This window comes from Variovorax sp. GW821-FHT06D12 (assembly GCF_059419205.1).
In genome coordinates this window covers 629336-649781 of record NZ_JBWKRI010000001.1, presented here as the reverse complement: position 1 = coordinate 649781, position 20446 = coordinate 629336, and the positions used below count along the sequence as shown (strand labels likewise).

General features: G+C 69.0%; 23 protein-coding genes. 13 read left to right on the top strand and 10 right to left on the bottom strand.

Features of this window, described 5'->3' with window-relative positions:
- Window positions 1-8 precede the first annotated feature (8 nt).
- Genes AC07SQ_RS03045 through AC07SQ_RS03030 form a run of 4 tightly spaced genes read left to right on the top strand, consistent with a single transcriptional unit; the run spans window position 9 to window position 2131 of the window.
- Complete coding sequence (locus AC07SQ_RS03045) at window positions 9-923, top strand: helix-turn-helix domain-containing protein (RefSeq protein WP_495270759.1); 915 nt, start codon at window positions 9-11, stop codon at window positions 921-923.
- Entirely contained in the window at window positions 902-1261 is a 360-nt protein-coding gene (locus AC07SQ_RS03040; protein ID WP_495270760.1) for a VOC family protein, read from the top strand. The genes AC07SQ_RS03045 and AC07SQ_RS03040 overlap by 22 nt, the downstream gene beginning before the upstream one ends.
- Before the next feature lie 19 nt (window positions 1262-1280).
- Window positions 1281-1688, top strand: coding sequence for an SRPBCC family protein (locus tag AC07SQ_RS03035; protein WP_495270761.1), 408 nt, complete (start codon window positions 1281-1283; stop codon window positions 1686-1688).
- On the top strand, window positions 1685-2131 hold the full coding sequence (locus tag AC07SQ_RS03030) for a nuclear transport factor 2 family protein (protein WP_495270762.1): 447 nt from the start codon (window positions 1685-1687) through the stop codon (window positions 2129-2131). Before AC07SQ_RS03035 ends, AC07SQ_RS03030 begins: the two co-directional genes overlap by 4 nt.
- On the opposite strand, the gene pobA is transcribed toward AC07SQ_RS03030, so the two are convergent.
- The gene (gene pobA / locus AC07SQ_RS03025; RefSeq protein WP_495270763.1) at window positions 2101-3282 is read right to left on the bottom strand and encodes a 4-hydroxybenzoate 3-monooxygenase; all 1182 of its coding nucleotides are present in this window, start codon (window positions 3280-3282) and stop codon (window positions 2101-2103) included. The genes AC07SQ_RS03030 and pobA overlap by 31 nt on opposite strands.
- 154 nt (window positions 3283-3436) lie before the next feature.
- Here pobA and AC07SQ_RS03020 point away from each other — a divergent pair, with 154 nt between their 5' ends.
- From AC07SQ_RS03020 to AC07SQ_RS03005, 4 genes are all read left to right on the top strand, one after another.
- Complete coding sequence (locus AC07SQ_RS03020) at window positions 3437-4207, top strand: IclR family transcriptional regulator domain-containing protein (protein WP_070060906.1); 771 nt, start codon at window positions 3437-3439, stop codon at window positions 4205-4207.
- 61 nt (window positions 4208-4268) lie between these two features.
- Window positions 4269-4928: a response regulator gene (locus AC07SQ_RS03015; RefSeq protein ID WP_062478105.1), complete on the top strand. Its 660-nt coding sequence runs from the start codon at window positions 4269-4271 to the stop codon at window positions 4926-4928.
- 11 nt (window positions 4929-4939) lie between these two features.
- A complete protein-coding gene (locus AC07SQ_RS03010) occupies window positions 4940-6268 on the top strand; it encodes an ATP-binding protein (protein ID WP_495270764.1) in 1329 nt (442 codons plus the stop codon).
- Window positions 6269-6355: 87 nt separating this feature from the next.
- Complete coding sequence (locus AC07SQ_RS03005; protein ID WP_095950187.1) at window positions 6356-7840, top strand: Do family serine endopeptidase; 1485 nt, start codon at window positions 6356-6358, stop codon at window positions 7838-7840.
- A 15-nt stretch (window positions 7841-7855) separates the two neighbouring features.
- On the opposite strand, the gene AC07SQ_RS03000 is transcribed toward AC07SQ_RS03005, so the two are convergent.
- The 3 genes from AC07SQ_RS03000 to AC07SQ_RS02990 all read right to left on the bottom strand — a co-directional run bounded on the left by AC07SQ_RS03000 (window position 7856) and on the right by AC07SQ_RS02990 (window position 11447).
- Window positions 7856-9694, bottom strand: a complete 1839-nt coding sequence (locus AC07SQ_RS03000; RefSeq protein WP_495270765.1) for a sensor histidine kinase — start codon at window positions 9692-9694, stop codon at window positions 7856-7858.
- 28 nt (window positions 9695-9722) lie between these two features.
- Window positions 9723-10361, bottom strand: a complete 639-nt coding sequence (locus tag AC07SQ_RS02995) for a response regulator (RefSeq protein WP_159276685.1) — start codon at window positions 10359-10361, stop codon at window positions 9723-9725.
- Between the two features lie 108 nt (window positions 10362-10469).
- Window positions 10470-11447, bottom strand: coding sequence for a helix-turn-helix transcriptional regulator (locus AC07SQ_RS02990; RefSeq protein ID WP_495270766.1), 978 nt, complete (start codon window positions 11445-11447; stop codon window positions 10470-10472).
- A 91-nt stretch (window positions 11448-11538) separates the two neighbouring features.
- Between AC07SQ_RS02990 and AC07SQ_RS02985 the strand changes: the two genes are divergently transcribed.
- A complete protein-coding gene (locus tag AC07SQ_RS02985) occupies window positions 11539-11943 on the top strand; it encodes a GFA family protein (RefSeq protein WP_495270767.1) in 405 nt (134 codons plus the stop codon).
- A 68-nt stretch (window positions 11944-12011) separates the two neighbouring features.
- Window positions 12012-12425 (top strand): PaaI family thioesterase, encoded by a 414-nt coding sequence (locus AC07SQ_RS02980; protein WP_307635666.1) that lies wholly within the window; start codon window positions 12012-12014, stop codon window positions 12423-12425.
- Between the two features lie 2 nt (window positions 12426-12427).
- On the opposite strand, the gene AC07SQ_RS02975 is transcribed toward AC07SQ_RS02980, so the two are convergent.
- The 3 genes from AC07SQ_RS02975 to AC07SQ_RS02965 are packed head-to-tail and all read right to left on the bottom strand — an operon-like array spanning window position 12428 to window position 14761.
- Window positions 12428-12964 carry a GrpB family protein gene (locus tag AC07SQ_RS02975; RefSeq protein WP_495270768.1) on the bottom strand — a complete coding sequence of 179 codons (537 nt, stop codon included), beginning with the start codon at window positions 12962-12964 and terminating at the stop codon, window positions 12428-12430.
- Window positions 12961-13827, bottom strand: a complete 867-nt coding sequence (locus tag AC07SQ_RS02970) for an alpha/beta fold hydrolase (RefSeq protein WP_495270769.1) — start codon at window positions 13825-13827, stop codon at window positions 12961-12963. Before AC07SQ_RS02970 ends, AC07SQ_RS02975 begins: the two co-directional genes overlap by 4 nt.
- Before the next feature lie 31 nt (window positions 13828-13858).
- On the bottom strand, window positions 13859-14761 hold the full coding sequence (locus AC07SQ_RS02965) for a LysR family transcriptional regulator (RefSeq protein WP_495270770.1): 903 nt from the start codon (window positions 14759-14761) through the stop codon (window positions 13859-13861).
- A 118-nt stretch (window positions 14762-14879) separates the two neighbouring features.
- On the opposite strand from AC07SQ_RS02965, the gene AC07SQ_RS02960 reads away from it, so the two are divergent.
- A complete protein-coding gene (locus tag AC07SQ_RS02960) occupies window positions 14880-15893 on the top strand; it encodes a zinc-dependent alcohol dehydrogenase family protein (protein WP_495270771.1) in 1014 nt (337 codons plus the stop codon).
- Window positions 15894-15900: 7 nt separating this feature from the next.
- Here the strand turns inward: AC07SQ_RS02960 and AC07SQ_RS02955 are convergent, their stop codons facing one another.
- A complete protein-coding gene (locus AC07SQ_RS02955; RefSeq protein WP_307635671.1) occupies window positions 15901-16977 on the bottom strand; it encodes an MBL fold metallo-hydrolase in 1077 nt (358 codons plus the stop codon).
- Window positions 16978-17059: 82 nt separating this feature from the next.
- Window positions 17060-17947, bottom strand: coding sequence for a CsgG/HfaB family protein (locus AC07SQ_RS02950; RefSeq protein ID WP_095950180.1), 888 nt, complete (start codon window positions 17945-17947; stop codon window positions 17060-17062).
- A 178-nt stretch (window positions 17948-18125) separates the two neighbouring features.
- On the opposite strand from AC07SQ_RS02950, the gene AC07SQ_RS02945 reads away from it, so the two are divergent.
- The gene (locus tag AC07SQ_RS02945) at window positions 18126-18356 is read left to right on the top strand and encodes a hypothetical protein (RefSeq protein WP_062472430.1); all 231 of its coding nucleotides are present in this window, start codon (window positions 18126-18128) and stop codon (window positions 18354-18356) included.
- Window positions 18357-18399: 43 nt separating this feature from the next.
- Here the strand turns inward: AC07SQ_RS02945 and AC07SQ_RS02940 are convergent, their stop codons facing one another.
- Entirely contained in the window at window positions 18400-18801 is a 402-nt protein-coding gene (locus tag AC07SQ_RS02940) for a GreA/GreB family elongation factor (RefSeq protein WP_062472433.1), read from the bottom strand.
- Window positions 18802-19690: 889 nt separating this feature from the next.
- Between AC07SQ_RS02940 and AC07SQ_RS02935 the strand changes: the two genes are divergently transcribed.
- Entirely contained in the window at window positions 19691-20314 is a 624-nt protein-coding gene (locus AC07SQ_RS02935; RefSeq protein WP_495270772.1) for a hypothetical protein, read from the top strand.
- Window positions 20315-20446: the final 132 nt, after the last annotated feature.

Genomic DNA, 20446 nt, shown 5'->3' with positions numbered 1-20446 from the left:
AAGTCATCATGCGCGTCACCACCGAACTGCAGACCGACGCGATCCGCGTCTCGACCTACCGCTGCGACGCGGGCGTCGGCGCGGCGCCGTTCACCGAGGTGCACGAGACGCACTCGGTCTCGTACGTGCGCAAGGGCAGCTTCGGCTGCCGCGCGCTCGGCCGCGACTACGAGCTGGTGGCCGGCGCGGTGCTGGTCGGCGCGCCGGGGGACGACTACGTCTGCACCCACGAGCACTTCGCCTGTGGCGACGAGTGCCTGTCGTTCCACTTCTCGCCGGGCTTCGTCGACCTGATCGGCGGCGACCGGCGCAGCTGGCATGCCTCGGCGTTGCCGCCGCTGCCCGAACTCATGGTGCTGGGCGAACTCGCGCAGGTCGCGGTCGAAGGCGGCAGCGACGTGGGCCTGGACGAGCTGGGCATGGGCTTCGCCAGCCGTTTCCTCGACGTGGTGAAAGGGCGCGGCAAACCCGTGGCGCCGCCGTCGACGACGCCGCGCGACCGTCGCCGTGCGGTCGAGGCCGCGACCTGGATCGAGGCCCACGCCTCCGGCGAGATCGGCCTGGAGGACGCGGCCGCTCAGGCGGGCCTGAGCGCCTTCCATTTCCTGCGGCTGTTCTCCCAGGTGCTCGGCGTCACGCCGCACCAGTACCTCGTGCGCTCCCGGCTGCGCCGCGCGGCCCGCCTGCTGGCGGACAGCGACCTGGCCGTGACCGACGTCGCCCTCGAGGCCGGTTTTGCCGACCTGAGCAACTTCGTGCGCACCTTCCACCGCGCGGCCGGCGTGTCGCCGCGCGGGTTCCGGCTCGCCGCCAAGGGCGACCGCAAGATTTTCCAAGACCGCCTGGCCGCGCTGCTTCACGATGACCGCTTGATCCACCCTTCAAGCAGGAAGTCATCGCCATGTACGACCACATCGGACTGAAAGTCAAAGACCTCGCCGCCAGCCGGCGCTTCTACGAAGCCGCGCTCGCGCCGCTCGGCCACGTGCTGGGCTCCCACGACGACAGCTACGCCGGCCTCGGCCCGGCCGGCGAACCGGCGCTGTGGCTCTATGCCGCGAAAGGCGCCAAGGGCCCTGGCACGCACATCGCGTTCCGCGCGCCCGACCATGCCACCGTCGCCGCCTTCCACAAGGCCGGCTTGAAGGCCGGCGGCACCGACAACGGCGGCGCAGGGCCGCGCGCCGACTACAGCCCGACCTACTACGCGGCCTTCCTCATCGACCCCGACGGCAACAACGTCGAGGCCGTCTGTCCCTGACACGAAAGGCATCGACCCCATGGCCACCGTCTACAAGGAATTCATCGTCGAGGCCGATGCCGCGCAGGTGTGGGACGCGCTGCGCGACTTCGGCGCCGTGCACACGCGCCTCGCGCCGGGCTTTCTCACCGGCTGCGAACTCGACGGGCAGGGCGCCCGCATCGTCCACTTTGCCAACGGCCTGGTGGCGCGCGAGCTGCTCGTGGCCCTCGACGACGAGAACCGCCGGCTGGCCTACACCGTGACCGACGGCAAGGCCACGCACCACCACGCGTCGGCCCAGGTGTTCGCGCACGGCGAAGGCCGGTCGCGCTTCCTCTGGATCACCGACGTGCTACCCGACGGGCTCGCGGCGTACGTCGAACCCATGATGGCGCAGGGCGGCGCCGCGATGAAGAAGACACTGGAGAAAGCCAGCGAACGATGAGCACGCCGACAACCCCTGCCGCGAGCGAGATCCGGGCGGTCGTGCAGCGCTACGCGCAGGCCTGGGCCGCGAACGACCTCAAGGCCATCGTCGACTGCTACCACGACGAGGTCGTCTTTCATTACTTCGGCCGCAGCCCGCTCGCGGGCACGCACCGGGGCAAGGCGGCCTGCCTCGCGGTGCTCAAGCAGGTGAAGGAACGAACGAACCGCCGGCTGGTCGCGATCCGCGATGTGCTGGCCGGCGAGCATTTCGGGCTGATCGTCGCCGTCGAGCAGTTCGAGCATCAGGGGCGCCCGGTCGAACTCGAGCGCCAGCTGCGCTACGCCGTGAAGGACGGCAAGCTCAGCGAATGCTGGATCTACGACGAAGACCAGCGATGGGTCGACGAGGTGTTGTCGTCGCCCGCCGCTCAGAAGTCCTCGAGCGGCAGCCCCACGTAGTTTTCCGCCAGCGCGGTGGACGCCGCGCGCGAATGCACGAGGTAGTCGAGTTCGGCTTCCTGGATCTTCTGGCCGAAGGCGCCCGTCTCGGGAAAGCGGTGCATCAGCGAGGTGAACCACCACGAGAAGCGCTCGGCCTTCCAGACCCGACGCAGGCACAGGTCGGAATAGCGGTCCAGCGCCGAGGCCGACTTTTCGTTGTAGAAAATCTCTAGGGCGCGCGACAGGTACCCCACGTCGGCCGTCGCAAGGTTGAGCCCCTTGGCGCCGGTCGGCGGGACGATGTGTGCGGCGTCGCCGGCCAGGAACAGCGAGCCGAAGCGCATCGGCTCGGCCACGAAGCTGCGCAGCGGCGCAATGCTCTTTTCGAGCGACGGGCCCGTCACCAGCCGTTCGCGGGCCTCGGGGTCCAGGCGCGCGCGCAGCTCGTTCCAGAAGGCCTCGTCGCTCCAGTTCTCCACCTTCTCTTCGGTCGGCACCTGCACGTAGTAGCGCGAGCGCGTGGCGCTGCGCATGCTGCACAGCGCAAAGCCGCGCTCGGTGTTGGCGTAGATGAGTTCGTGCGACACCGGCGGCACGTCGGCCAGCACGCCGAGCCAGCCGAAGGGGTAGACCTTCTCGTAGGTCTGGATCGCGTCGGCCGGCACGCTGGCGCGGCTCACGCCGTGGTAGCCGTCGCAGCCGGCGATGAAGTCGCACTCGATCTCGTGCGTCTGGCCGTGTTTCTCGTAGCGAACGCGCGGCTTGGCCGAATCGAAGTCGTGCAGGCTGACGTTGGCCGCGCTGTAGATCGTCGTGAGGCCTTCGGCCGTGCGCGCTTCCATCAGGTCACGCGTCACCTCGGTCTGGCCGTACACCGTGACCTGCTTGCCGCCCGTGAGGCCGTGCATGTCGATGCGGTGGCGCGCGCCCTTGAACAGCAGCTCGATGCCGTCGTGCGGCAGGCCCTCGGCCTTGGCGCGGGTGTCGACGCCCGCGCGCGCCAGCAGGTCCATCGTGACCTGTTCGAGCACGCCGGCGCGGATGCGGCCCAGCACGTAGTCGCCGCTCTGGCGCTCCACGATGATGTTGTCGATGCCTGCCTTGTGCAGCAGCTGGCCGAGCAGAAGGCCGGCGGGGCCTGCGCCGATGATGGCGACCTGGGTGCGCATGTTCGTGTCTCCGAAAGGGTTTTGCCAAGCGTAGGGCGCGGCCGGCCGGTTGGGGCGGCGGCTGGCGAGGCTCTGTGCGATCATGCGAACGCGTGCGCGATCATCGCGCAACACTTCTTCAGCCGACCGATCCACGACGAACTCCCGACGACGAATGACCATCGCCCGCGCCGACTTCATCGAGGGCATCGCCAAGGGGATGGCGGTGCTCGAAAGCTTCGACACCGAGCGCCAGCGCCTGAACGCCACGCTGGCGGCCGAGCGTGCGGGCCTCACGCGCGCCGCGGCCCGGCGCCACCTGCTCACGCTGGCCCACCTGGGCTACCTGGAAACCGACGGCAGCTACTTCTGGATGGCGCCGAAGGTGCTGCGCTTCTCGGGCAGCTACCTGGCATCGTCGCGCCTGCCGCGCGCGCTGCAGCCCACGCTGAACCGGCTCGCGGCGCAGACGGGCGAGTCGTTCTCGGCCGTGGTGCTCGACGGCGAAGAGGTGGTCATCGTCGCGCGCAGCGGCAGCTACGGCACGCCCACGCGCGTGCTGGCCTACGGCCTGCACCTGGGCGCGCGCCTGCCGGCCCACGCCACCTCGACCGGGCGCGTGCTGCTGGCCGCCATGGCCGCCACGCAACTCACGCAGTGGCTCAAGGGCCGGCACCTGGCGCGGCTCACGCCACACACCATCACCCAGGCGCGCGCCTTGCGCCAGCGCATTGCGCAGGTGCGCAAGGACGACTACTGCTTCGCCAGCGAAGAACACGAGCTCGGCGTGCAGGCGCTGGCGGTGCCGCTGCGCGACATGCAGGGCCACACGGTGGCGGCGCTCAACGTGGTGCTGTCGGGCACGCGCTACCAGGAAGAGACCTTGCAGCGCGAGATGCTGCCGCTGCTGTTCGAGGCGGCGCGCGAGGTGCGCTCCCTCCTGTGAACGCAGGCGCGCTGAACTTTCGGCGCCGGCGCGGCCTCGAACCCCCGAAACGGACACCACCATGCGACTCCTGCTTCTCGAAGACGACGTGATGATCGGCGAGGCCGTGCTCGACCTGCTGCGGGCCGAGCAGTACGCGGTCGATTGGGTCAAAGACGGCGACGCCGCCGAATCCGCATTGCGCACCCAGCAGTACGACCTCGTGCTGCTCGACCTGGGCGTGCCGCGCCGCGACGGCCTGGAGGTGCTGCGCGCCCTGCGTGCGCGCAAGCAGCGCATGCCGGTGCTGATCGCCACCGCGCGCGACTCGGTGCAGCAGCGCATCGAAGGCCTCGATGCCGGCGCCGACGACTACGTACTCAAGCCCTACGACCTCGACGAGCTGCTGGCCCGCATCCGCGCCTTGCTGCGGCGCGCATCCGGACGCGCGGAACCGGTGTACGAGCACATGGGCGTGAGCATCAACCCCGCCACGCGCGAGGTCGCGGTGAACGGCGAGCCCGTGGTGCTGTCGGCGCGTGAGTGGGCGGTGCTCGAGCCGCTGCTGGCCCGCCCGGGCATGGTGCTCTCGCGTGCGCAGCTCGAAGAAAAGCTCTACGGCTGGAAGGACGAGATCAGCAGCAACGCGGTCGAGGTCTACGTGCACGGCCTGCGCAAGAAGCTCGGCGCCGAACTCATCCGCAACGTGCGCGGCGTCGGCTACATGGTGCCCAAGGCATGATGCGCCGCGTGATGCGATGGACCGGATCGCTGCGCGCGCGGCTGCTGGTGTTTTTGCTCGCCGCCATCGTGCTCGCGGCCGGCGCGCAGGCGCTGGTGGCCTACCGCACGGTGCTGACAGAGGCCGACGACATCTTCGATTACCACATGCAGCAGATGGCGCTGTCGCTGCGCGCGGGCCTGCCGCCGAGCGCGGCCGTGGGCGGACTCGGCGGCGCGGAGCAGAACTTCGATTTCGTGGTGCAGGTGTGGACCGTCGACGGCGTGCGCATCTTCGAGTCGGCCGAAGAGGCTGCGCTGCCGCAGCTCGCGGTGCTGGGCTTTGCCGACGTGCGCGCCCGCGGCACGACCTACCGCGTGTTCTCGATGCAGACACGCGGGCTGGTGATCCAGGTGGCGCAGGACATGGCGGCGCGGCGCCACATGGCCGGCTCGCTCGCGCTGCGCACCATCGTGCCTGTGGCGCTGATGGCGCCGCTGTTGATGCTGGTCGTGTGGTGGGTGGTGAGCCTGTCGCTGGCGCCCGTGGCGCGCGTGCGCCGGCAGGTGGCATCGCGGCAGGCCGACGATCTCTCGCCCGTGAGCGAAGAGAACCTGCCCGAAGAAGTGCGCCCGCTGGTGCAGGAACTGAACCTGCTGTTCGGCCGCGTGCGCCATGCCTTCGACGCGCAGAAGCACTTCGTGGCCGATGCCGCGCACGAGCTGCGTTCGCCGCTGGCCGCGCTCAAGCTGCAGGTGCAGGGCCTGCAGCGCGCCCCCGACGACGCGGCGCGCACGCTGGCCGTGAGCCGGCTGTCGGCCGGCATCGACCGCGCCACGCGGCTCGTCGAGCAGATGCTGGCGCTGGCCCGGCATGAAGCCAGCGTGGCCGCGGGCGCCAAGCCCGAGACGGTCGACCTGGCCGAGGTGGCGCGCCTGGCGATCTCCGATGCGGTGGCGGCTGCGCAGGCGCGCCGCATCGACATCGGCGTGGCGCAGTCCGACGCGGGCGCGACCGTGAGCGGCCAGCCCGAGGCGCTGCGCATGCTGCTGCGCAACCTGATCGACAACGCCGTGAAATACACGCCCGAGGGCGGGCGGGTCGACGTCGGCCTCGTGAAGCGCGCCGATGCGGTGGAGCTGCGCGTGGACGACAGCGGCCCCGGCTTGCCCGAGGCCGAGCGTGCGCGCGTGCTCGACCGCTTCTACCGCTCGGGCGAACCGCAGGCGCCGGGCAGCGGGCTGGGGCTGGCCATCGTGAAGTCGATCGCCGACCTGCACGGCGCCACCTTGGCGCTTGAAGAGTCCCAAAGCCTCGGCGGGCTGTGCGTGCGAGTGACGTTCGCGCCCCCCAAAGAGTGAACTCCGCTTAAGCGACGCCTAAGTCAAGGCCGCGACATTCCTTTCACCGTGTTTGCGCTCCGGCGCAGGATTGAAAGGAATCGAAGAATGAAAGCCGCCCTGATTTCCCCCCGTGCCCTCGTGATCGCGCTGGCCAGCGCCGGCGTGATCGGTGCCGTCGGCGCTGGGGCCTACACCAGTGCCCGCGCCGTGGGCGCACCGGCCACCACCGCCGCCGTGGCCGCGCCGGCCGCCATGGTCACCTTGCCCGACTTCTCGACCATCACCTCGCGTGACGGCCCGGCCGTGGTCAACATCAGCGTGACCGGCACCGAGAAGGCCCCGGACGACGACACCATGGCGCAGCTGCAGGGCATCGATCCCGACGATCCGATGTTCCAGTTCTTCCGTCACTTCCAGGGGCAGATGGGACCGCGCGGCCAGCAACAGCAGCAGCGCGCCGTGCCGGTGCGCTCGCAGGGCTCGGGCTTCATCGTGGACCCGAGCGGCATCATCATGACCAACGCCCACGTGGTGAAGGACGCGAAGGAGGTCACCGTCAAGCTGACCGACCGCCGCGAGTACCGCGCCAAGGTGCTGGGCGCCGATGCCAAGACCGACATCGCGGTGCTCAAGATCGACGCCAAGAACCTGCCCGTGCTCGCGCTGGGCAACACCAAGGACCTGAAGGTCGGCGAATGGGTGCTGGCCATCGGCTCGCCCTTCGGCTTCGAGAACACCGTGACGGCCGGCGTGGTGAGCGCCAAGGGCCGCTCGCTGCCCGACGACAGCTACGTGCCGTTCATCCAGACCGACGTGGCCGTGAACCCCGGCAACTCGGGCGGGCCGCTGCTCAATGCGCGCGGTGAGGTGGTCGGTATCAACTCGCAGATCTACAGCCGCAGCGGCGGCTACCAGGGCGTGTCGTTCGCCATCCCGATCGACGTGGCCGTGCAGGTGAAGGACCAGATCGTCGCCACCGGCAAGGCCACGCATGCGCGCCTGGGCGTGGCGGTGCAGGAGGTGAACCAGGCCTTCGCCGATTCGTTCAAGCTCGACAAGCCGGAAGGCGCGCTCGTCTCGAACATCGAGAAGGGCGGCCCCGGCGACCATGCCGGCCTGAAGGCGGGCGACGTGATCCGCAAGGTCGACGGCCAGGCCATCGTGTCGTCGGGCGACCTGCCGGCGGTCATCGGCCAGCAGGCGCCGGGCAAGAAGGTCACGCTCGAGGTGTGGCGCCAGGGCGAGCGCCAGGAGCTGCAGGCCAAGCTCGGCGATGCCAGCGACAAGCCGGCGCAGGTCGCCAAGGCCGACAACACGGCGGGGCAGGGCAAGCTCGGCCTGGCGCTGCGCCCGCTGCAGCCGCAGGAACAGCGCGCGGCCTCGGTCGACGGCGGTCTGCTGATCGAGGACGTGGCCGGCCCGTCGGCGATGGCCGGGGTGCAGGCCGGCGACGTGCTGCTGGCCATCAACGGCACGCCGGCCAAGAGCCTGGAGCAGGTGCGCCAGGCGGTGGCCAAGGCCGACAAGTCGGTGGCGCTGTTGATCCAGCGCGGCGAGGACAAGATCTTCGTGCCGGTGCGCCTGGGCTGACCGACCCGTGCGCGCTCAGGGCAGCGCGCAGGGCCAGTCGAGCGACACGCGCGTGCCGCCGGACTGCGCGTCGGCCCGCTCGATCTGCAGCCGCGCCCCGATGGCCTGTGCCCGCGAACGCATGTTCGCCAGGCCGTGGCCGCCGGGGCGTTCGTTCGCCGGCAGCCCGCGGCCGTTGTCGGTGAGCACGATGCGCACCAGCGGCGGCGTCTGCTCGCCGTGCCAGCCGACGTGCATCACGATGCGCGTGGCGCCCGCATGCTTCAGCACGTTGGTGAAGGCCTCGAGCAGGATGCGTTGCAGCTGCAGCGCGGCCTGCGCGGCAAAGGGCGCGAGCGTGGGGATGAGGGCGACGTCCCACACCAGCTCGATGCCGGCCGCGTCCAGCCGGGGCTGCAGGCGGTAGCGCAGCGTGGCCAGCACGGTCGTCAGGTCGTCGTGCATGGGCTGCAGCGAATCGACGGCCATGCGCATCTCGTCGAGCGCGAGCTTCACGTGCTCCTCGACCACGTCGCGGTCGGGCGCGGGCTGGTTCACCACGTTGAGCAGGCCCACGAGCTGCGAGCCCACGCCGTCGTGGATCTCCCGCATGATGCGCTGGCGCTCCAGCAGCACGGCCTGTTCTTCCTGCTGCTTGCGCACGGTTTCGAAGGCGCCGCGCAACTGCTCTTCGCGCTCGGCCACGCGCGCGGCGAGGTTGGCGTTGAGCGAGCGGTAGTCGGCCACGGTGCGGCTGTAACGCTCCACCACGAGGCCGGCCAGGATCATCACGAAGAAGAAGATCGCGTGCGAGGTGAGCGTGTAGTAGGCGCCGCCGAACAGGCCCATGCGCACCAGCAGCAGGTCGTGCGCGCCCGCCAGGATGGCCAGCGTGCCCGCCGCCATCAGCACACCCGCGATGCGCCGCCGCGCCACCAGCGCGCCGTGCACCACGTAGGGCAGGCAGATGGTGCTCGTGACCTGCAGGATCGCCAACCCGGTCGTCCAAAGCGCCGGCAGCGCGAAGGCGAAGGAGGCGCAGGCCAGCACCACCGACAGCGCCAGCGCCCCGTAGATGGAGCGCACCAGCCACGGCGGGTTGCGGTCGAGCACCAGCAGCACGAAGCGAGCGATCAGCCCGATGTGGCAGGCATAGCAGACCGCCACCACCGCGCCCCACAGCGGCCAGGGCACGGGCCCTTCGGTGAGCACGCGGTCGAGGTTGCGCGCCACGCCCGAGAGCGCAGCCAGCGCGAAGCAGCCGTAGAGCGCGTCGCGCTGGCGCAGCCACAGACCGGCGGCCAGGCCGCCCATCAGCAACAGGCTCACGGCGTAGACGATGGCCGAGGTGTTGCGCCAGTTCTGCTGCGAGCGGTGCAGCGGGGCCAGGGAGGCTTCGGGGCCGTAGAGCACGCTGGCCAGCCCGCCGCCGCGCTGGCGCTGGATGGTGGCCTGGATGAGCAGCTCTTGTGGCTGGCCGTCGCCGCGCCGCAGGGCGGCGGCCAGCGGGATCAGCAGGTTGCCCTTGCCGGCGTCGTAGGCCGGGTCGCCGAGTACGCCGTAGTTGGCGACCAGCGCGCCGTTGAACCACACGGCGGCCTGGTTGCCCAGGCCCGACATCAACAGCGCCTGGGCATCGTCCGCGCGGGCGGCGTCCGGGGGCAGCACGATGCGGTAGCTGGCCTTGCCGCCGCGCCCCGGAAACTCGTGGTCCCAGCGAAAGGGCAGCGCCACCTGCCGCACCTGCATCGGCAGGCCGTCGGGTTCGAGGCTGGCTTCGGCCCAGTCCACGTCGGTGCTGCCCGGCGGGGTGGCAGCGTGGGCGAAGGGGGCTGCGAGCACCAGCCACAGCAGCAGTTGCAGCACGGCTTGCATGCGGGAAAAGAAGGGGCGGCTCACGCGGCTAGGAAAGCCGGCCTGGAGGGCGGGTCGCCAACACGGCGTCCGAGGGTGGGGGCGCATCCAGCTTGCCGTAGATGTTTCTGATATGGGTTTGAACCGTCGATGCGGAGACTCCCATCTGCGCGCCGATTTCGGCATAGGTGAAACCACGAGACACCCGGTCGAGCACTTCGGCCTCGCGCGACGAGAGGTGCCCGGGCGCGCCGTCGGAGGCCTGCCAGCGGCGCAGCAACTGCCGCGCGATGCCTGGCGGCAGCGGCGAGCCGCCCGCGCCCAGGTGGCGCAGGTGCGCCGCCAGGTCGGCCTCGGTGCCGTCCTTGAGCAGGTAGCCGCGCGCGCCGGCCTCGAAGGCCTGCACCATGTGGGTCTCGTCGCCGAAGATCGTCAGCACCATCACCGCGCAGGCCGGCTGCATGCGGCGGCATTGGCGGATCACCTGCAGGCCGGGGTGGTCGGGCAGGCCGAGGTCGACCAGCAGCACGTCGACCGGGTTGTCCGTGAGCCAGTTCAGGATGTCGACCGCGTTCGAGGCGCTGAAGGCCAGCGCCAGCGCCGGGTCCGCGCCGATCACGCGGGCGATGCGCTCGCGCATGCCGCTGTCGTCCTCGACCACGGCGACCTGGGTGGCGGTCAGGGGCATGGCGGGCTTCCGCAGGCGAGACCGGGGCCGAGGCGCATGGGCAGATCCGTTTCCGTTCGGAGGTTGCAGGTGCCGCAAGCCTATCGACCGGTATCGGGCGGGCCCATCCTATAGACGGGGGATGGGGGTACCCTGCCGGCGCGCGATGGTGTCCAGCCGTGCGGCAACGCGCGCCACGTGTTGCACCAGTTCGGGAGGCGACTCGATTTCGATGGCGTGGCCCAGGCAGCCCAGCCACACGGCGAGCGCGTCGAGCGAGCTGGCGCCGGTGACGACGCGCGTGCGGCCCGCGTCGAGGGCCTCGGGCACGCCGCCCACCCAGCCCAGGTGCGGTTCCAGCGCCGCGAGCGGGGCATGCACGACCACGCGCGCGTGGTGCAGGTAGGGCGACACCTTGAGCGCGTGTTCCATGTAGGCCTCGACGTCGCCCAGCGGCAGGCGGCGCGCGGTGAAGCGCGCGCCCGTCGGTTCGGCGTCGACGATGCGGTCGAGACGGAAGGTGCGCCAGTCCTGGCGCGCCGTGTCCCAGGCCAGCAGGTACCAGCGCTGGCCGGTCTGCACCACGCGGTGCGGCTCCACCGTGCGCGCCGTGGCGGTCTGGTGGTGGTCCTGGTAGCCGAAGCGCAGTTCGCGCCGCTCGGTGCAGGCCTCGGCGAACATCGACACCGCCTTCACGCGCACGCCCGACTTGCTGCGCATCACCGGCACCACCGAGGCGCGCACGCTGCCCAGGCGACGCTGCAGGCGCGGCGGCATCAACTGGTCGAGCTTGGCGAGGGCGCGCATCGAGGCGTTGCCGATGTCGCCTTCGCCCGTACCGGCATGGCCGAGCGCCAGCGCCACCGCAATGGCTTCTTCGTCTTCCAGCAGCAGCGGGGGCAGGGCGCTGCCCGCGCCCAGCCGGTAGCCGCCGGCCACGCCCGAGGTGGAGTCGACCGTGTAGCCGAGGCTGCGCAGCCGGTCGACGTCACGGCGCAGCGTGCGCTCGGTGATCTCGAGGCGCTCGGCCAGGGCGGCGCCGGTCCAGGCGCGCTGGGCCTGGAACAGCGCGAGCAGGCGAAGCAGGCGGGCGGAAGCGGAGAGCATGGGCCGCATCATGCCTGCGATCGAGGACAGAATCTGTCCGCAATGGGTCGTAGCCTTGGGTTTCCTCCACTCGTTTCCACGGACACCGACCATGAAGAAGACCTATCACGGCAGCTGCCACTGCGGCAAGGTGCGTTTCCAGGCGCTCATCGACCTCGCCGCGGGCACCGGCAAGTGCAACTGCTCGATCTGCATGAAATCGCGCGGCTGGGGCGCCATCGTCAAGCCGGGCGACTTCACGCTGCTGTCAGGCGAAGAAGACCTGTCGAGCTACCAGTTCGGCTCGTTCAGCGCCGAGCACCTGTTCTGCCGCCATTGCGGCGTCAAGTCCTTCGGGCGCGGCAACGTGCCGGAGATCGGCGGCGCCTACGTCAGCGTGAACGTCTCCTGCCTGGACGACGCGACGCTCGAAGAGCTGTCCACCGCGCCGGTGCGCTACATGGACGGTCGCCACAACAACTGGTTCGAGGTGCCGGCGGAGGTGCGCTACCTCTGAGCGGGTCAAGGGCGGGGCACGCTTTCGGCTGAGAATGTCCGTTGCTTCACCTGCTGCGAACGAAACCAATGAACGACGAACTCGAAGCCCGCATCCGCTCGGGCCAGGCGCTGTCCGAATCGATGGGCAACTTCCACGTGACCGGCTGGGACGCCGAGTACAAGACGCTGAAGGCCGCCTTCACCGTGCGGCGCGAGTACTGCCACACGAACGGCACGATCGCCCAGGGCGGCTTCATCACGGCCTGGCTCGACGCCGCCATGGCCCATGCGGTCATGCACGACACCGAGCAGGCGCAGACGGTCTTCAGCCTCGAGATCAAGGTGAGCTTCTACGAGAAGGTCGGTCCTGGCGAAGGCCGGGTGGAGGGGCGCGTGATCCGGCGCGGGAAGCGCGTGGCGTTCCTCGAAGCGGCGCTCTACAACCCCGATGGGAAGCTGGCCGCCGAGGCCACATCGACCGGAATACTGGCGAGCCTCTAAAGCTACGCCTGCCGGACCTGGGCCTGTATCTCGCGGATCACCGCTTCCTTTTCCCGGTTGTAGACCTGCGGGTCGGCCGGGTCGATGCCGTGGGCGCGGTCCTTGGCTTCTTCGTACTTCCTGCGCAGGTCCGGGCGCCGGTCGAGCACTTCCATGAACGCCAGTGAGTCCACGTGCACCGGGTCGCCGCGATGGCAGATGTGCAGGTTGAGGTTGAACCTGCGGCCCTCGTGCAGCACGGACGCGCAGACGTAGGGCTTCTCGTCCGTGTCGACCCACACGGGGCGACGGTGAAATCCGAGGGCTTCGAATTCCGCCTGAGCCATGCGCAGGTCATCATGAAGTGTGATCGCCGCGATATCGACCATCGGCTTTCCTCGCAGGCCGACGATGGCCGTGCTCCCGATGTGCACGAGTTCCACGCCCTCGAGCTGCGCTTGCACATGGCGCTGCACCTGCGCGAACACCTCGGCGTACGCCGGGTCGTAGGGCAGGATGTGGCGCTGTTCCAGGCCCTCGTCGAAGGCGAGGAGTTTCATCGCACGATGCGCGCGAGCCAGGCCAGCAGCACGGCCACGACTTCGTCGCGGTTGGTTTCGTTGAGCGTCTCGTGGCGCGCGCCGCCGAACACATGGCACGACACGTCGCGCAGGCCGGCGTCGCGGTAGCGTTGCACCAGCGGGTAGAACCACTCGGCCTTGTTGCTGACCGGGTCCTGGTCGCCGGTGAACAGGTACAGCGGCAGCTCGGGCCGGATGCGCGTCTGCATCGCGGCGGGCGTGAGTTCGTCGAGGCTGGCGAACATGGAGCCCATGCCTTCGGCCGACACGGTGAAGCCGCACAGCGGGTCGGCGATGTAGGCATCGACCTGGGTCGGATCGCGGCTGAGCCAGTCGAAGGGCGTGCGCACGTCGGGCAGCGCGGCGTTCATGTCTTCGAGACGGAAGCCGCTTTGCAGCGCCCCGCCCAGCAGGTCGAGCGCCGTGGTGCCCGACAGCACCGCGCCCGACAGCAGCTCGCTGTGTCGCACCAGGTAGTACTGCGTGGCGAACGAGCCCATGCTGTGGCCGACGAGGACCAGCGGCAGCCCGGGGTGCTCGGCGCGCGCGTGGCGGCTGAGCAGCGCCATGTCCTCCACGAGGCCGGCGAATCCGCGCGGGCCGAACTCGCCGAGTTCGTCGCGCGCGGCGGCGCCCGGGCCGTGGCCGCGGTGCTCGTTCGCGTAGACGACGTAGCCGGCCTGCGTGAGCGCGTCGGCCAGCGGCCGGTAGCGCAGCGAATGCTCGCCCATGCCATGTGCCAGCTGCACGATGGCGCGCGGCGCGGTGCCCTGCCAGCGGTGGGCCTCCACCGGATGGCCGTCGTTGGCGGTCAGTTCGAAGTGGGTCTCGGTGCTCGGCATGCGGGGTCCTCCAGGGAAGTGGATCTGCATCCTAATCGTTGACGGCCCGCAGCATGGCCTTGCGCAGCCATGCCTGCGCCGGGTCCTTGTCGGTCACCGCGCGCCAGGCCATCCGCAGCGGGTAGCTCGGGCTGTCGAAGGGCAGGGGCTCGCAGCGCAGGCCGCTTTGCGCCGACAGCGCCAGCGCCACGTGCTCGGGCACCGTGGCCAGCAGGTCGGTGCCGGCGAGCACGGCGGGCAGGCTGCCGAACTGCGGCACCGAGAAGAGCACGTCGCGCTGGCGTCCGAGTTCGCCCAGCGTTTCGTCGACGGTGCCGCACAGGTCGCCGGCATAGGTCACGAGCAGGTGGCGCCGGCGGCAGTAGTCGTCGAGCGACAGCCTGCCGGGCGCGGTGTCGGCGTGGAGCACGGCAAAGCGCGCGGTGCGGACCTTGCGCACCTTCGCATCGGCGGGCAGGTCTTTCAGGAACGACATCACCGCGCTGACACGGCCCTGGTCGAGGTAGCGCATGGCGTTGCGGTAGCAGACGGTGAGCGTCACCAACTTGGCGCCGGGCACTTCGGTGCTCAGCGCGCGCAGCAGGCGGGGCAGCATCGCGATCTGCAGGTCGTCGGTCAGGCCGATGCGGAACACCGGTGCGGCGCGCGCCGGTTCGAAGTCGGCCTGCGCTCGGAACGTGGCCTCGATCTGCGCGAGGGCGGGGCCCAGGCCCTGCATCAGGGCGAGGGCCCGCGCGGTGGGTTCCATCACGCGGCCCTGGCGCACCAGCAGCGGATCGCCCGTGAGCTCGCGCAGTCGCGCGAGCGCGTGGCTCACCGCGGGCTGGCCGAGGTTCAGCCGCTCGGCAGCGCGGCTGACGTGGCGCTCGCGCATGAGCGCCGCCAGCACGGTGAGCAGGTTCAGGTCGATGCGGTTGAGTTCGATGGGTTTCATCGGGGTCCTGGCGTTATCGATGGTGCGCATAGCGACTATCCCGCGAATCGATTTCCTTGATGACGCCGCGGCCTCTAGATTGAAGCCATCGGTCATTCAAGAAAGAAGGAGAGTTGTCATGAGCAGGATGGTTCGCTTCCACGCATTCGGTGGTGCCGAGGTGCTGAAGCTCGAAGAGGTCGCGGTGCCCGCGCCGGGCATTGGCGAGGTGCGCATCGCGGTGCAGGCCATCGGCCTGAACCGGGCCGACGCGTTGTGGCGCGAGAACCTGTACATCGAAGATGCGACCTTGCCGGCGGGGCTGGGCAACGAAGCCGCCGGCGTCATCGAGGCGGTGGGCGAGGGCGTCGAAGGGCTGCGCGTGGGCGACAGGGTCGCGGTGCTGCCGGGGGCGAGCCAGGGGCTGTATCCGACCTACGGCGACCGCATCCTCTTTCCGGCCGCGCACGTGGTGCGGTATCCCGCCAACCTGTCGACCGCGCAGGCTGCGGGCGCCTACATGGCCTACCTCACGGGCTACTTTCCGATGTTCGAGATGGCACGGCTGCAGCGCGGCCAGGTGATGCTCGTCACCGGGGCTTCATCGGGCACCGGCATCGCGGCGCTGCAGATGGCGCGCGTGGCGGGCATCGTCGCCATCGCGGTCACGCGCACGGCCGCCAAGCGCGACGCGCTGCGGGAAGCGGGTGCGACGCATGTGGTCGTGACGGACGAAGAAGACGTGGTCGAGCGCGTGCTGGCGCTCACCGAAGGCCGCGGTGTCGACCTGGTGTACGACGGCGTGGGTGGCGCGCAGGTCGAGCGGCTCGGCGATGTGGTCGCGCATCGCGGCTGGTATGTGCTGTATGGCCTGTCGGGCGGCGCCGAATTCAGGTTTCCGGTGATTGCGCAGTTCCGCAAGAGCTGGCGCTTCCACGTCTACAAGGTGCTGGAGCACACGGGGGCCGCCACCATGGGGTTGCCACGCGACGAGGCTGCATTGGGCCGCGCGCTGGCTTTCATCGATGCGGGCCTTGCCGATGGCTCGCTGCATGTGCGCATCGACCGGAGCTTCGCGCTCGACGACGTGGTGCAGGCCCATCGCTACCTCGAGCGCGCCGGGCACATCGGCAAGGTCGTGCTCGAGGTCTGACCGGCGCTCAGGCGGCGGATGTCAGCCGGTACCAGGCCACCCCGTCGTCGGCGATGTCGCACGCGATCTCGCCGCGGTGGCGCAGGTAGTTGAGGCAGGCCAGGCTTTCACCGGTCGCCATGCCCAGCAACGGCACGTCGGATTCGGCGATGCTGCGCGCGAACAGGCTCGTGAACACATCGACGGCGCGCTTCGGCGTCTTCAATGCGTTGCGCAAGCGGTCGAGCGAGCGCTCCTGTCCGTGCTGCAGCCGGTCGATGCGCGCATGCAGGCCGCGGAAGCACTCGTTGTGCGAGGGCAGCACCAGCACGTCGTCGGGCACTTCGCGCTTGAGCTTGGCGAGCGACGCGAGCCAGTCGGCCATCGGGTCGGCGTCGGGTTCGACGGGCGAGACCGACACGTTCGACGAGATGCGCGGCAGGATCTGGTCGCCCGAGATCAGCACCTTGAGGTCGGGGCAATACAGGCACGCATGCTCGGGCGAGTGGCCGTTGCCGGTGACGACGCGCCAGTCGTGCGCGCCGATGCGCAACACCTCGCCGTCGCGCAGGCGCCGGAAGCTGTCGGGCAGCGGGTGGATGTGCTTGCCGAAGTTGCCGAAGCGCGTGCGGTAGGTCTCGATGGCCGCCTCGCCCCAGCCGGCGCGGCGGTAGAAGGCGATGGCGTCGTCTGGCGCTTCGCGGCCGGTGTCGGACACCATCACGCGGCACATGAGGTATTCGGAGCGGGTCATCCACAGCCGCACGCCGAACTTGCGCGTGAGCCAGCCGGCCATGCCGACGTGGTCGGGGTGCATGTGCGTCACGAAGACGCGGGTGAGGCCGCGCGTGTCCGGCGAATTGGCGAACAGCTCGCGCCAGACCGCCACGGTTTCCTCGGTGCGCACGCCGGTGTCCACCACGGCCCAGCCGTCGCCGTCGTCCAGCGCCCACAGGTTGATGTGGTCGAGCGAATAGGGCAGCGGCATGCGGATCCAGTGGACCCCGTCGGCGACCTCGATCGACTTGCCGCGTGGCGGAAGCTCCGTAAAGGGATAAACAAGCTTGCCCTTGGCTGCTTCCGCCGACTCTTCCAAACCATCCATCGTGTTTCACCTCCAGAGGGATGAATTGTGAACCCGGTCGATATCCGGACCGGGTCGCGTCGAAGACGATGGACGGCCGCGCTTACTTGCGGCGCGGGCGGGCGGCGCCCGGCGCCGAGGTCTGCGACGGGGCGGCGCCGCCGTCCACGCCCAGCCGGCCGCCGCCGCCCAGGCCCTGGCCACGCACCGTCTGCGCCTTGTAGTTGCGCAGCGAACGGACCATCTGGTTGAAGGCGTCCATGAAGGCCGCGGCGATCACCTTGCCTTGTGCGGTGTTGGTGTAGCCGCCGATGCCGCCGGCCCCGCCGCGGCCACCGAGGCCGCCGAAGCCTGCGAAGTCGGTCTTGGAGGCACTGCCTTCGGCCGCAGCCACCTGCACGCCCGAGCGGTTGTCGATGAGCGTCAGCAGCGCGCTGGCTTCCTTGGTCTGCAGGCTGGCGCCCACAGCCGCGATGGCGCGGCCACGGCCGCCGCCCACGAGGCCGCCGAGCGCGCCGCCGATGCCGCCGGCGTCGTTGTTGCTGAACACGATCTCGGGCGACAGGCCGTAGTCGGAGGCCACCATCTGGCCGCGGCCGAAGTTGCTGCCGCCGCGCATCTCGCCCGATTGCATCAGCGCGCGCTCGCGCGTCATGGCGTTCATGCCGGCCGCGCCACGCTCCACCACCACGAAGCAGTTCGACTGCTGCACCAGCAGGCGCAGCAGGTTGGCCGTGGGCGGCAGGCGGTATTCACCGGTGAGGATGGTGTACCAGCCGGCATTGACGTTCTCGATCAGCGAGACGGTACCGAGCGGCGAGTCGCAGCGTTCGAGCTGGCTGCTCTCGCCCGAGGTGGCGCCGCCGGCGGCGCTGCCCGTGGCCGTGGTCTTGGCCGCCGGAGCGCCCATCTGCATGTCCATGGTCTGGCAACCGGAAAGCGCGAGCAGGCCCGCGAGTGCGCTGGCGAGAGAGAGTTTGGAAAAAGGCATGTCCCTGTCCGTCAAATGAAAACAATGTGGCGTCCGCCCCACCGGCGGGCGCCGCGCCCGCGCGACGATACGGGCCGCCCGATGCGCGGGCCAGTGTCGAAAGTCATACGGTCAGGAACATTTGTGGCGCTTGTCGGGGCTTGGTTACAGTCCGAACTCCATTCGCAGGAGTTTTCAGATGGCCACAAAGAAGAGGAATATCGTGGGAGAAGCCGCCGTCGAACTGACGACGCAACAGGTGGCGCAGGCCCTGGCCATTGCCGGGGCGTCGGGCTACAGCGGCAGCGCCGATCCGTCGTTCGTGGGGGCGGTGCTGGTGGCGCTGGCGGTCAACACGAGTTCCGTCAGCGCGACCATCGACAGTGCGAAGAGCAGGGGCCCCGGCGTCGCCGGCGTGCTGCAGCACTGACCGGCCGGCGGGGCGCCGGCCTCCGGCCTGAACCGGCGCACTTTCAGGTCGTGTAGTCGCCGCTGGCTTCCGGCTGGAACAGCACGGCGATCACGCGCGCGCTGTGTTCGCCGCCGCCGGGCGTCTTCCAGCGCGCGACCGCGCCGGTCTTCTGGCCGAGCAGGCCGATGCCGACGGGCGAGAACACCGAGATGAAGCCCGTGGTCGGGTTCGCGTCGGCGGGATAGCAGATCACGATCTTCTGCCGCTGTCCGGCGGGCAGGTCTTCGATTTCCACCTGGGTGTACATCGTCACGATGTCCGAGGGCATTTCCCGTGACGGAAGGATGTCGGCCGTGTCGAGCAGATCGACCAAGGCCGGGGGAAGAGGCGTGTCCGCGAATTTGCTGAGACGGACGTAATCGAGTTCGGTGAGCGTGCGCTCCCCGTGAACGGTTGAAAGCATGAAGCACTCCAGATGAACGCAACCCGCCGTTCCAACAGACAGGGTCGCTACCGCGCGGTGTGGTGCCCGGCGGTCAAGGTGTGCGCATCAAGAAGAAGGTAGCGGACCGCCGGGCTCAGGAATGTGCGGACGTGCGTCGGAGGACCGACGTGGCCGCCGCGACGACGGCGCCCACACGACGACCGGCCGCTGCCATGGGCAGGGCTGCGCGCGCAGGGTATCGACGGGGCGAGAGGAGAGCCATGGGGCGCGAGTGTAGGGGATTCTGGCCAGATTGGCCAATTATGGCCCTACGGGTGCAGCGAGGAATTGCCGTGAAATCTCTGGATTCAATCAGTAGAACGCCTGAATTGAAATCAAGAGCCTGTGATTCGAGACGACGTGAATGAGTGATGGAAAACGGGTGGACAAGCACTCATCTTTACGAGATTTTCTGTGAGTTAGATATTTTCTTGGGCGCTGGGATTTCTCCGAAATTCATCGATGAATAATTTCTTGTGCCGCATCGAATGAGCGGTTTCAAATTAATTCTATGAGTTTGAATTAATTGAAAATATTATTTCATGAATAGGGATTGCGCCTGGGGTTGCTATTGTTGTCATTCGATCTCAATTGTTTTGACTCTCCCAGAAGCTTGAAAGCTTCAATTGAGGGGGCTTCAGGTCGAAAGAAATGGTGGACGCATTTTGTTTGTTCAATATGTCTCATTTGCGCATCCTCTGTTCTTTTGTTTGATTGCCATAAAAGCCCCGAGACATAAGAATTCAGTACGCAAAAATCTAAGTGGCCGATTGCCTTCAATTGCAAGCAATGTTGGCTATTTGGTTGTAATAAGAAGTTGATTGCAAATTTTGCGCGTGAATTTCAAATATTGTTAATTGGGGTTTGAATGACAGCATCCACATGGGACTTGTTCTTGTCGTCGTCGCGAGGCCGCGCAGGGGCGGTCCACCCGCTGATCCGCGCGGGCCTGGCCCTGCTTGCCGCAGGCGCCGCGACCGTCGCGTTCGCGCAACCCACCGCTTCGCTGGAGGCGCCGCGCGCACCTGTCGCGGCCCAGGCCGTGACCGTCGTCCTCGCCCAGTCGAAGGTGGTCAGGGGGCCCGACGGCAATGAACAGTTCCAGGACGCGGCCACCATCAAGCCGGGTGACGTCATCGAATACAAGGCCACCTACACCAACAACACGGGCAAACCGGTCAAGGGGCTGGTGGCGGATCTGCCGATCCCCGAGGGGCTGGAATACCTGCCGCGCAGCGCCAAGCCAGGTGCCAGCCTCGTGAAAGCCGCCACCAAGACCGCCGTCTTCGAGCCCGAGCCGCTCGTTCGCAAACTGCCCGGCGGCAAGACCGAACCCGTTCCCTACAGCGAGTACCGCATGCTGCGCTGGAGCCTGGGCCAGTTGCCCGCAAACGGCAGCCTCGCCGTGAGCGCGCGCGCCAAGGTCGAAACCGTCGCGCCGCCAACGGCTGTGCCTCCCACGCCCGCCACGCCGCCCCCGCGCGGCAAGTAAAGGCCGCGCCGCCCCTCGCGCGCTGCGCGAGGCGAGGGCGCCCGCCTTTTCCATCGATCTCTTGTTTCTGAGTGCCAGTCGGCAGGTACGCGTTCGCCCGTCGAAACGTACCGACCAGGTTCTTTCGTGTTC

Coding starts and splice junctions, on each gene's coding strand:
- AC07SQ_RS03045 (WP_495270759.1), top strand. CDS start 9: ATGCGCGTCACCACCGAACTGCAGACCGACGCGATCCGCGTCTCGACC.
- AC07SQ_RS03040 (WP_495270760.1), top strand. CDS start 902: ATGTACGACCACATCGGACTGAAAGTCAAAGACCTCGCCGCCAGCCGG.
- AC07SQ_RS03035 (WP_495270761.1), top strand. CDS start 1,281: ATGGCCACCGTCTACAAGGAATTCATCGTCGAGGCCGATGCCGCGCAG.
- AC07SQ_RS03030 (WP_495270762.1), top strand. CDS start 1,685: ATGAGCACGCCGACAACCCCTGCCGCGAGCGAGATCCGGGCGGTCGTG.
- pobA (WP_495270763.1), bottom strand. CDS start 3,282: ATGCGCACCCAGGTCGCCATCATCGGCGCAGGCCCCGCCGGCCTTCTG.
- AC07SQ_RS03020 (WP_070060906.1), top strand. CDS start 3,437: ATGACCATCGCCCGCGCCGACTTCATCGAGGGCATCGCCAAGGGGATG.
- AC07SQ_RS03015 (WP_062478105.1), top strand. CDS start 4,269: ATGCGACTCCTGCTTCTCGAAGACGACGTGATGATCGGCGAGGCCGTG.
- AC07SQ_RS03010 (WP_495270764.1), top strand. CDS start 4,940: ATGCGATGGACCGGATCGCTGCGCGCGCGGCTGCTGGTGTTTTTGCTC.
- AC07SQ_RS03005 (WP_095950187.1), top strand. CDS start 6,356: ATGAAAGCCGCCCTGATTTCCCCCCGTGCCCTCGTGATCGCGCTGGCC.
- AC07SQ_RS03000 (WP_495270765.1), bottom strand. CDS start 9,694: ATGCAAGCCGTGCTGCAACTGCTGCTGTGGCTGGTGCTCGCAGCCCCC.
- AC07SQ_RS02995 (WP_159276685.1), bottom strand. CDS start 10,361: ATGCCCCTGACCGCCACCCAGGTCGCCGTGGTCGAGGACGACAGCGGC.
- AC07SQ_RS02990 (WP_495270766.1), bottom strand. CDS start 11,447: ATGCTCTCCGCTTCCGCCCGCCTGCTTCGCCTGCTCGCGCTGTTCCAG.
- AC07SQ_RS02985 (WP_495270767.1), top strand. CDS start 11,539: ATGAAGAAGACCTATCACGGCAGCTGCCACTGCGGCAAGGTGCGTTTC.
- AC07SQ_RS02980 (WP_307635666.1), top strand. CDS start 12,012: ATGAACGACGAACTCGAAGCCCGCATCCGCTCGGGCCAGGCGCTGTCC.
- AC07SQ_RS02975 (WP_495270768.1), bottom strand. CDS start 12,964: ATGAAACTCCTCGCCTTCGACGAGGGCCTGGAACAGCGCCACATCCTG.
- AC07SQ_RS02970 (WP_495270769.1), bottom strand. CDS start 13,827: ATGCCGAGCACCGAGACCCACTTCGAACTGACCGCCAACGACGGCCAT.
- AC07SQ_RS02965 (WP_495270770.1), bottom strand. CDS start 14,761: ATGAAACCCATCGAACTCAACCGCATCGACCTGAACCTGCTCACCGTG.
- AC07SQ_RS02960 (WP_495270771.1), top strand. CDS start 14,880: ATGAGCAGGATGGTTCGCTTCCACGCATTCGGTGGTGCCGAGGTGCTG.
- AC07SQ_RS02955 (WP_307635671.1), bottom strand. CDS start 16,977: ATGGATGGTTTGGAAGAGTCGGCGGAAGCAGCCAAGGGCAAGCTTGTT.
- AC07SQ_RS02950 (WP_095950180.1), bottom strand. CDS start 17,947: ATGCCTTTTTCCAAACTCTCTCTCGCCAGCGCACTCGCGGGCCTGCTC.
- AC07SQ_RS02945 (WP_062472430.1), top strand. CDS start 18,126: ATGGCCACAAAGAAGAGGAATATCGTGGGAGAAGCCGCCGTCGAACTG.
- AC07SQ_RS02940 (WP_062472433.1), bottom strand. CDS start 18,801: ATGCTTTCAACCGTTCACGGGGAGCGCACGCTCACCGAACTCGATTAC.
- AC07SQ_RS02935 (WP_495270772.1), top strand. CDS start 19,691: ATGACAGCATCCACATGGGACTTGTTCTTGTCGTCGTCGCGAGGCCGC.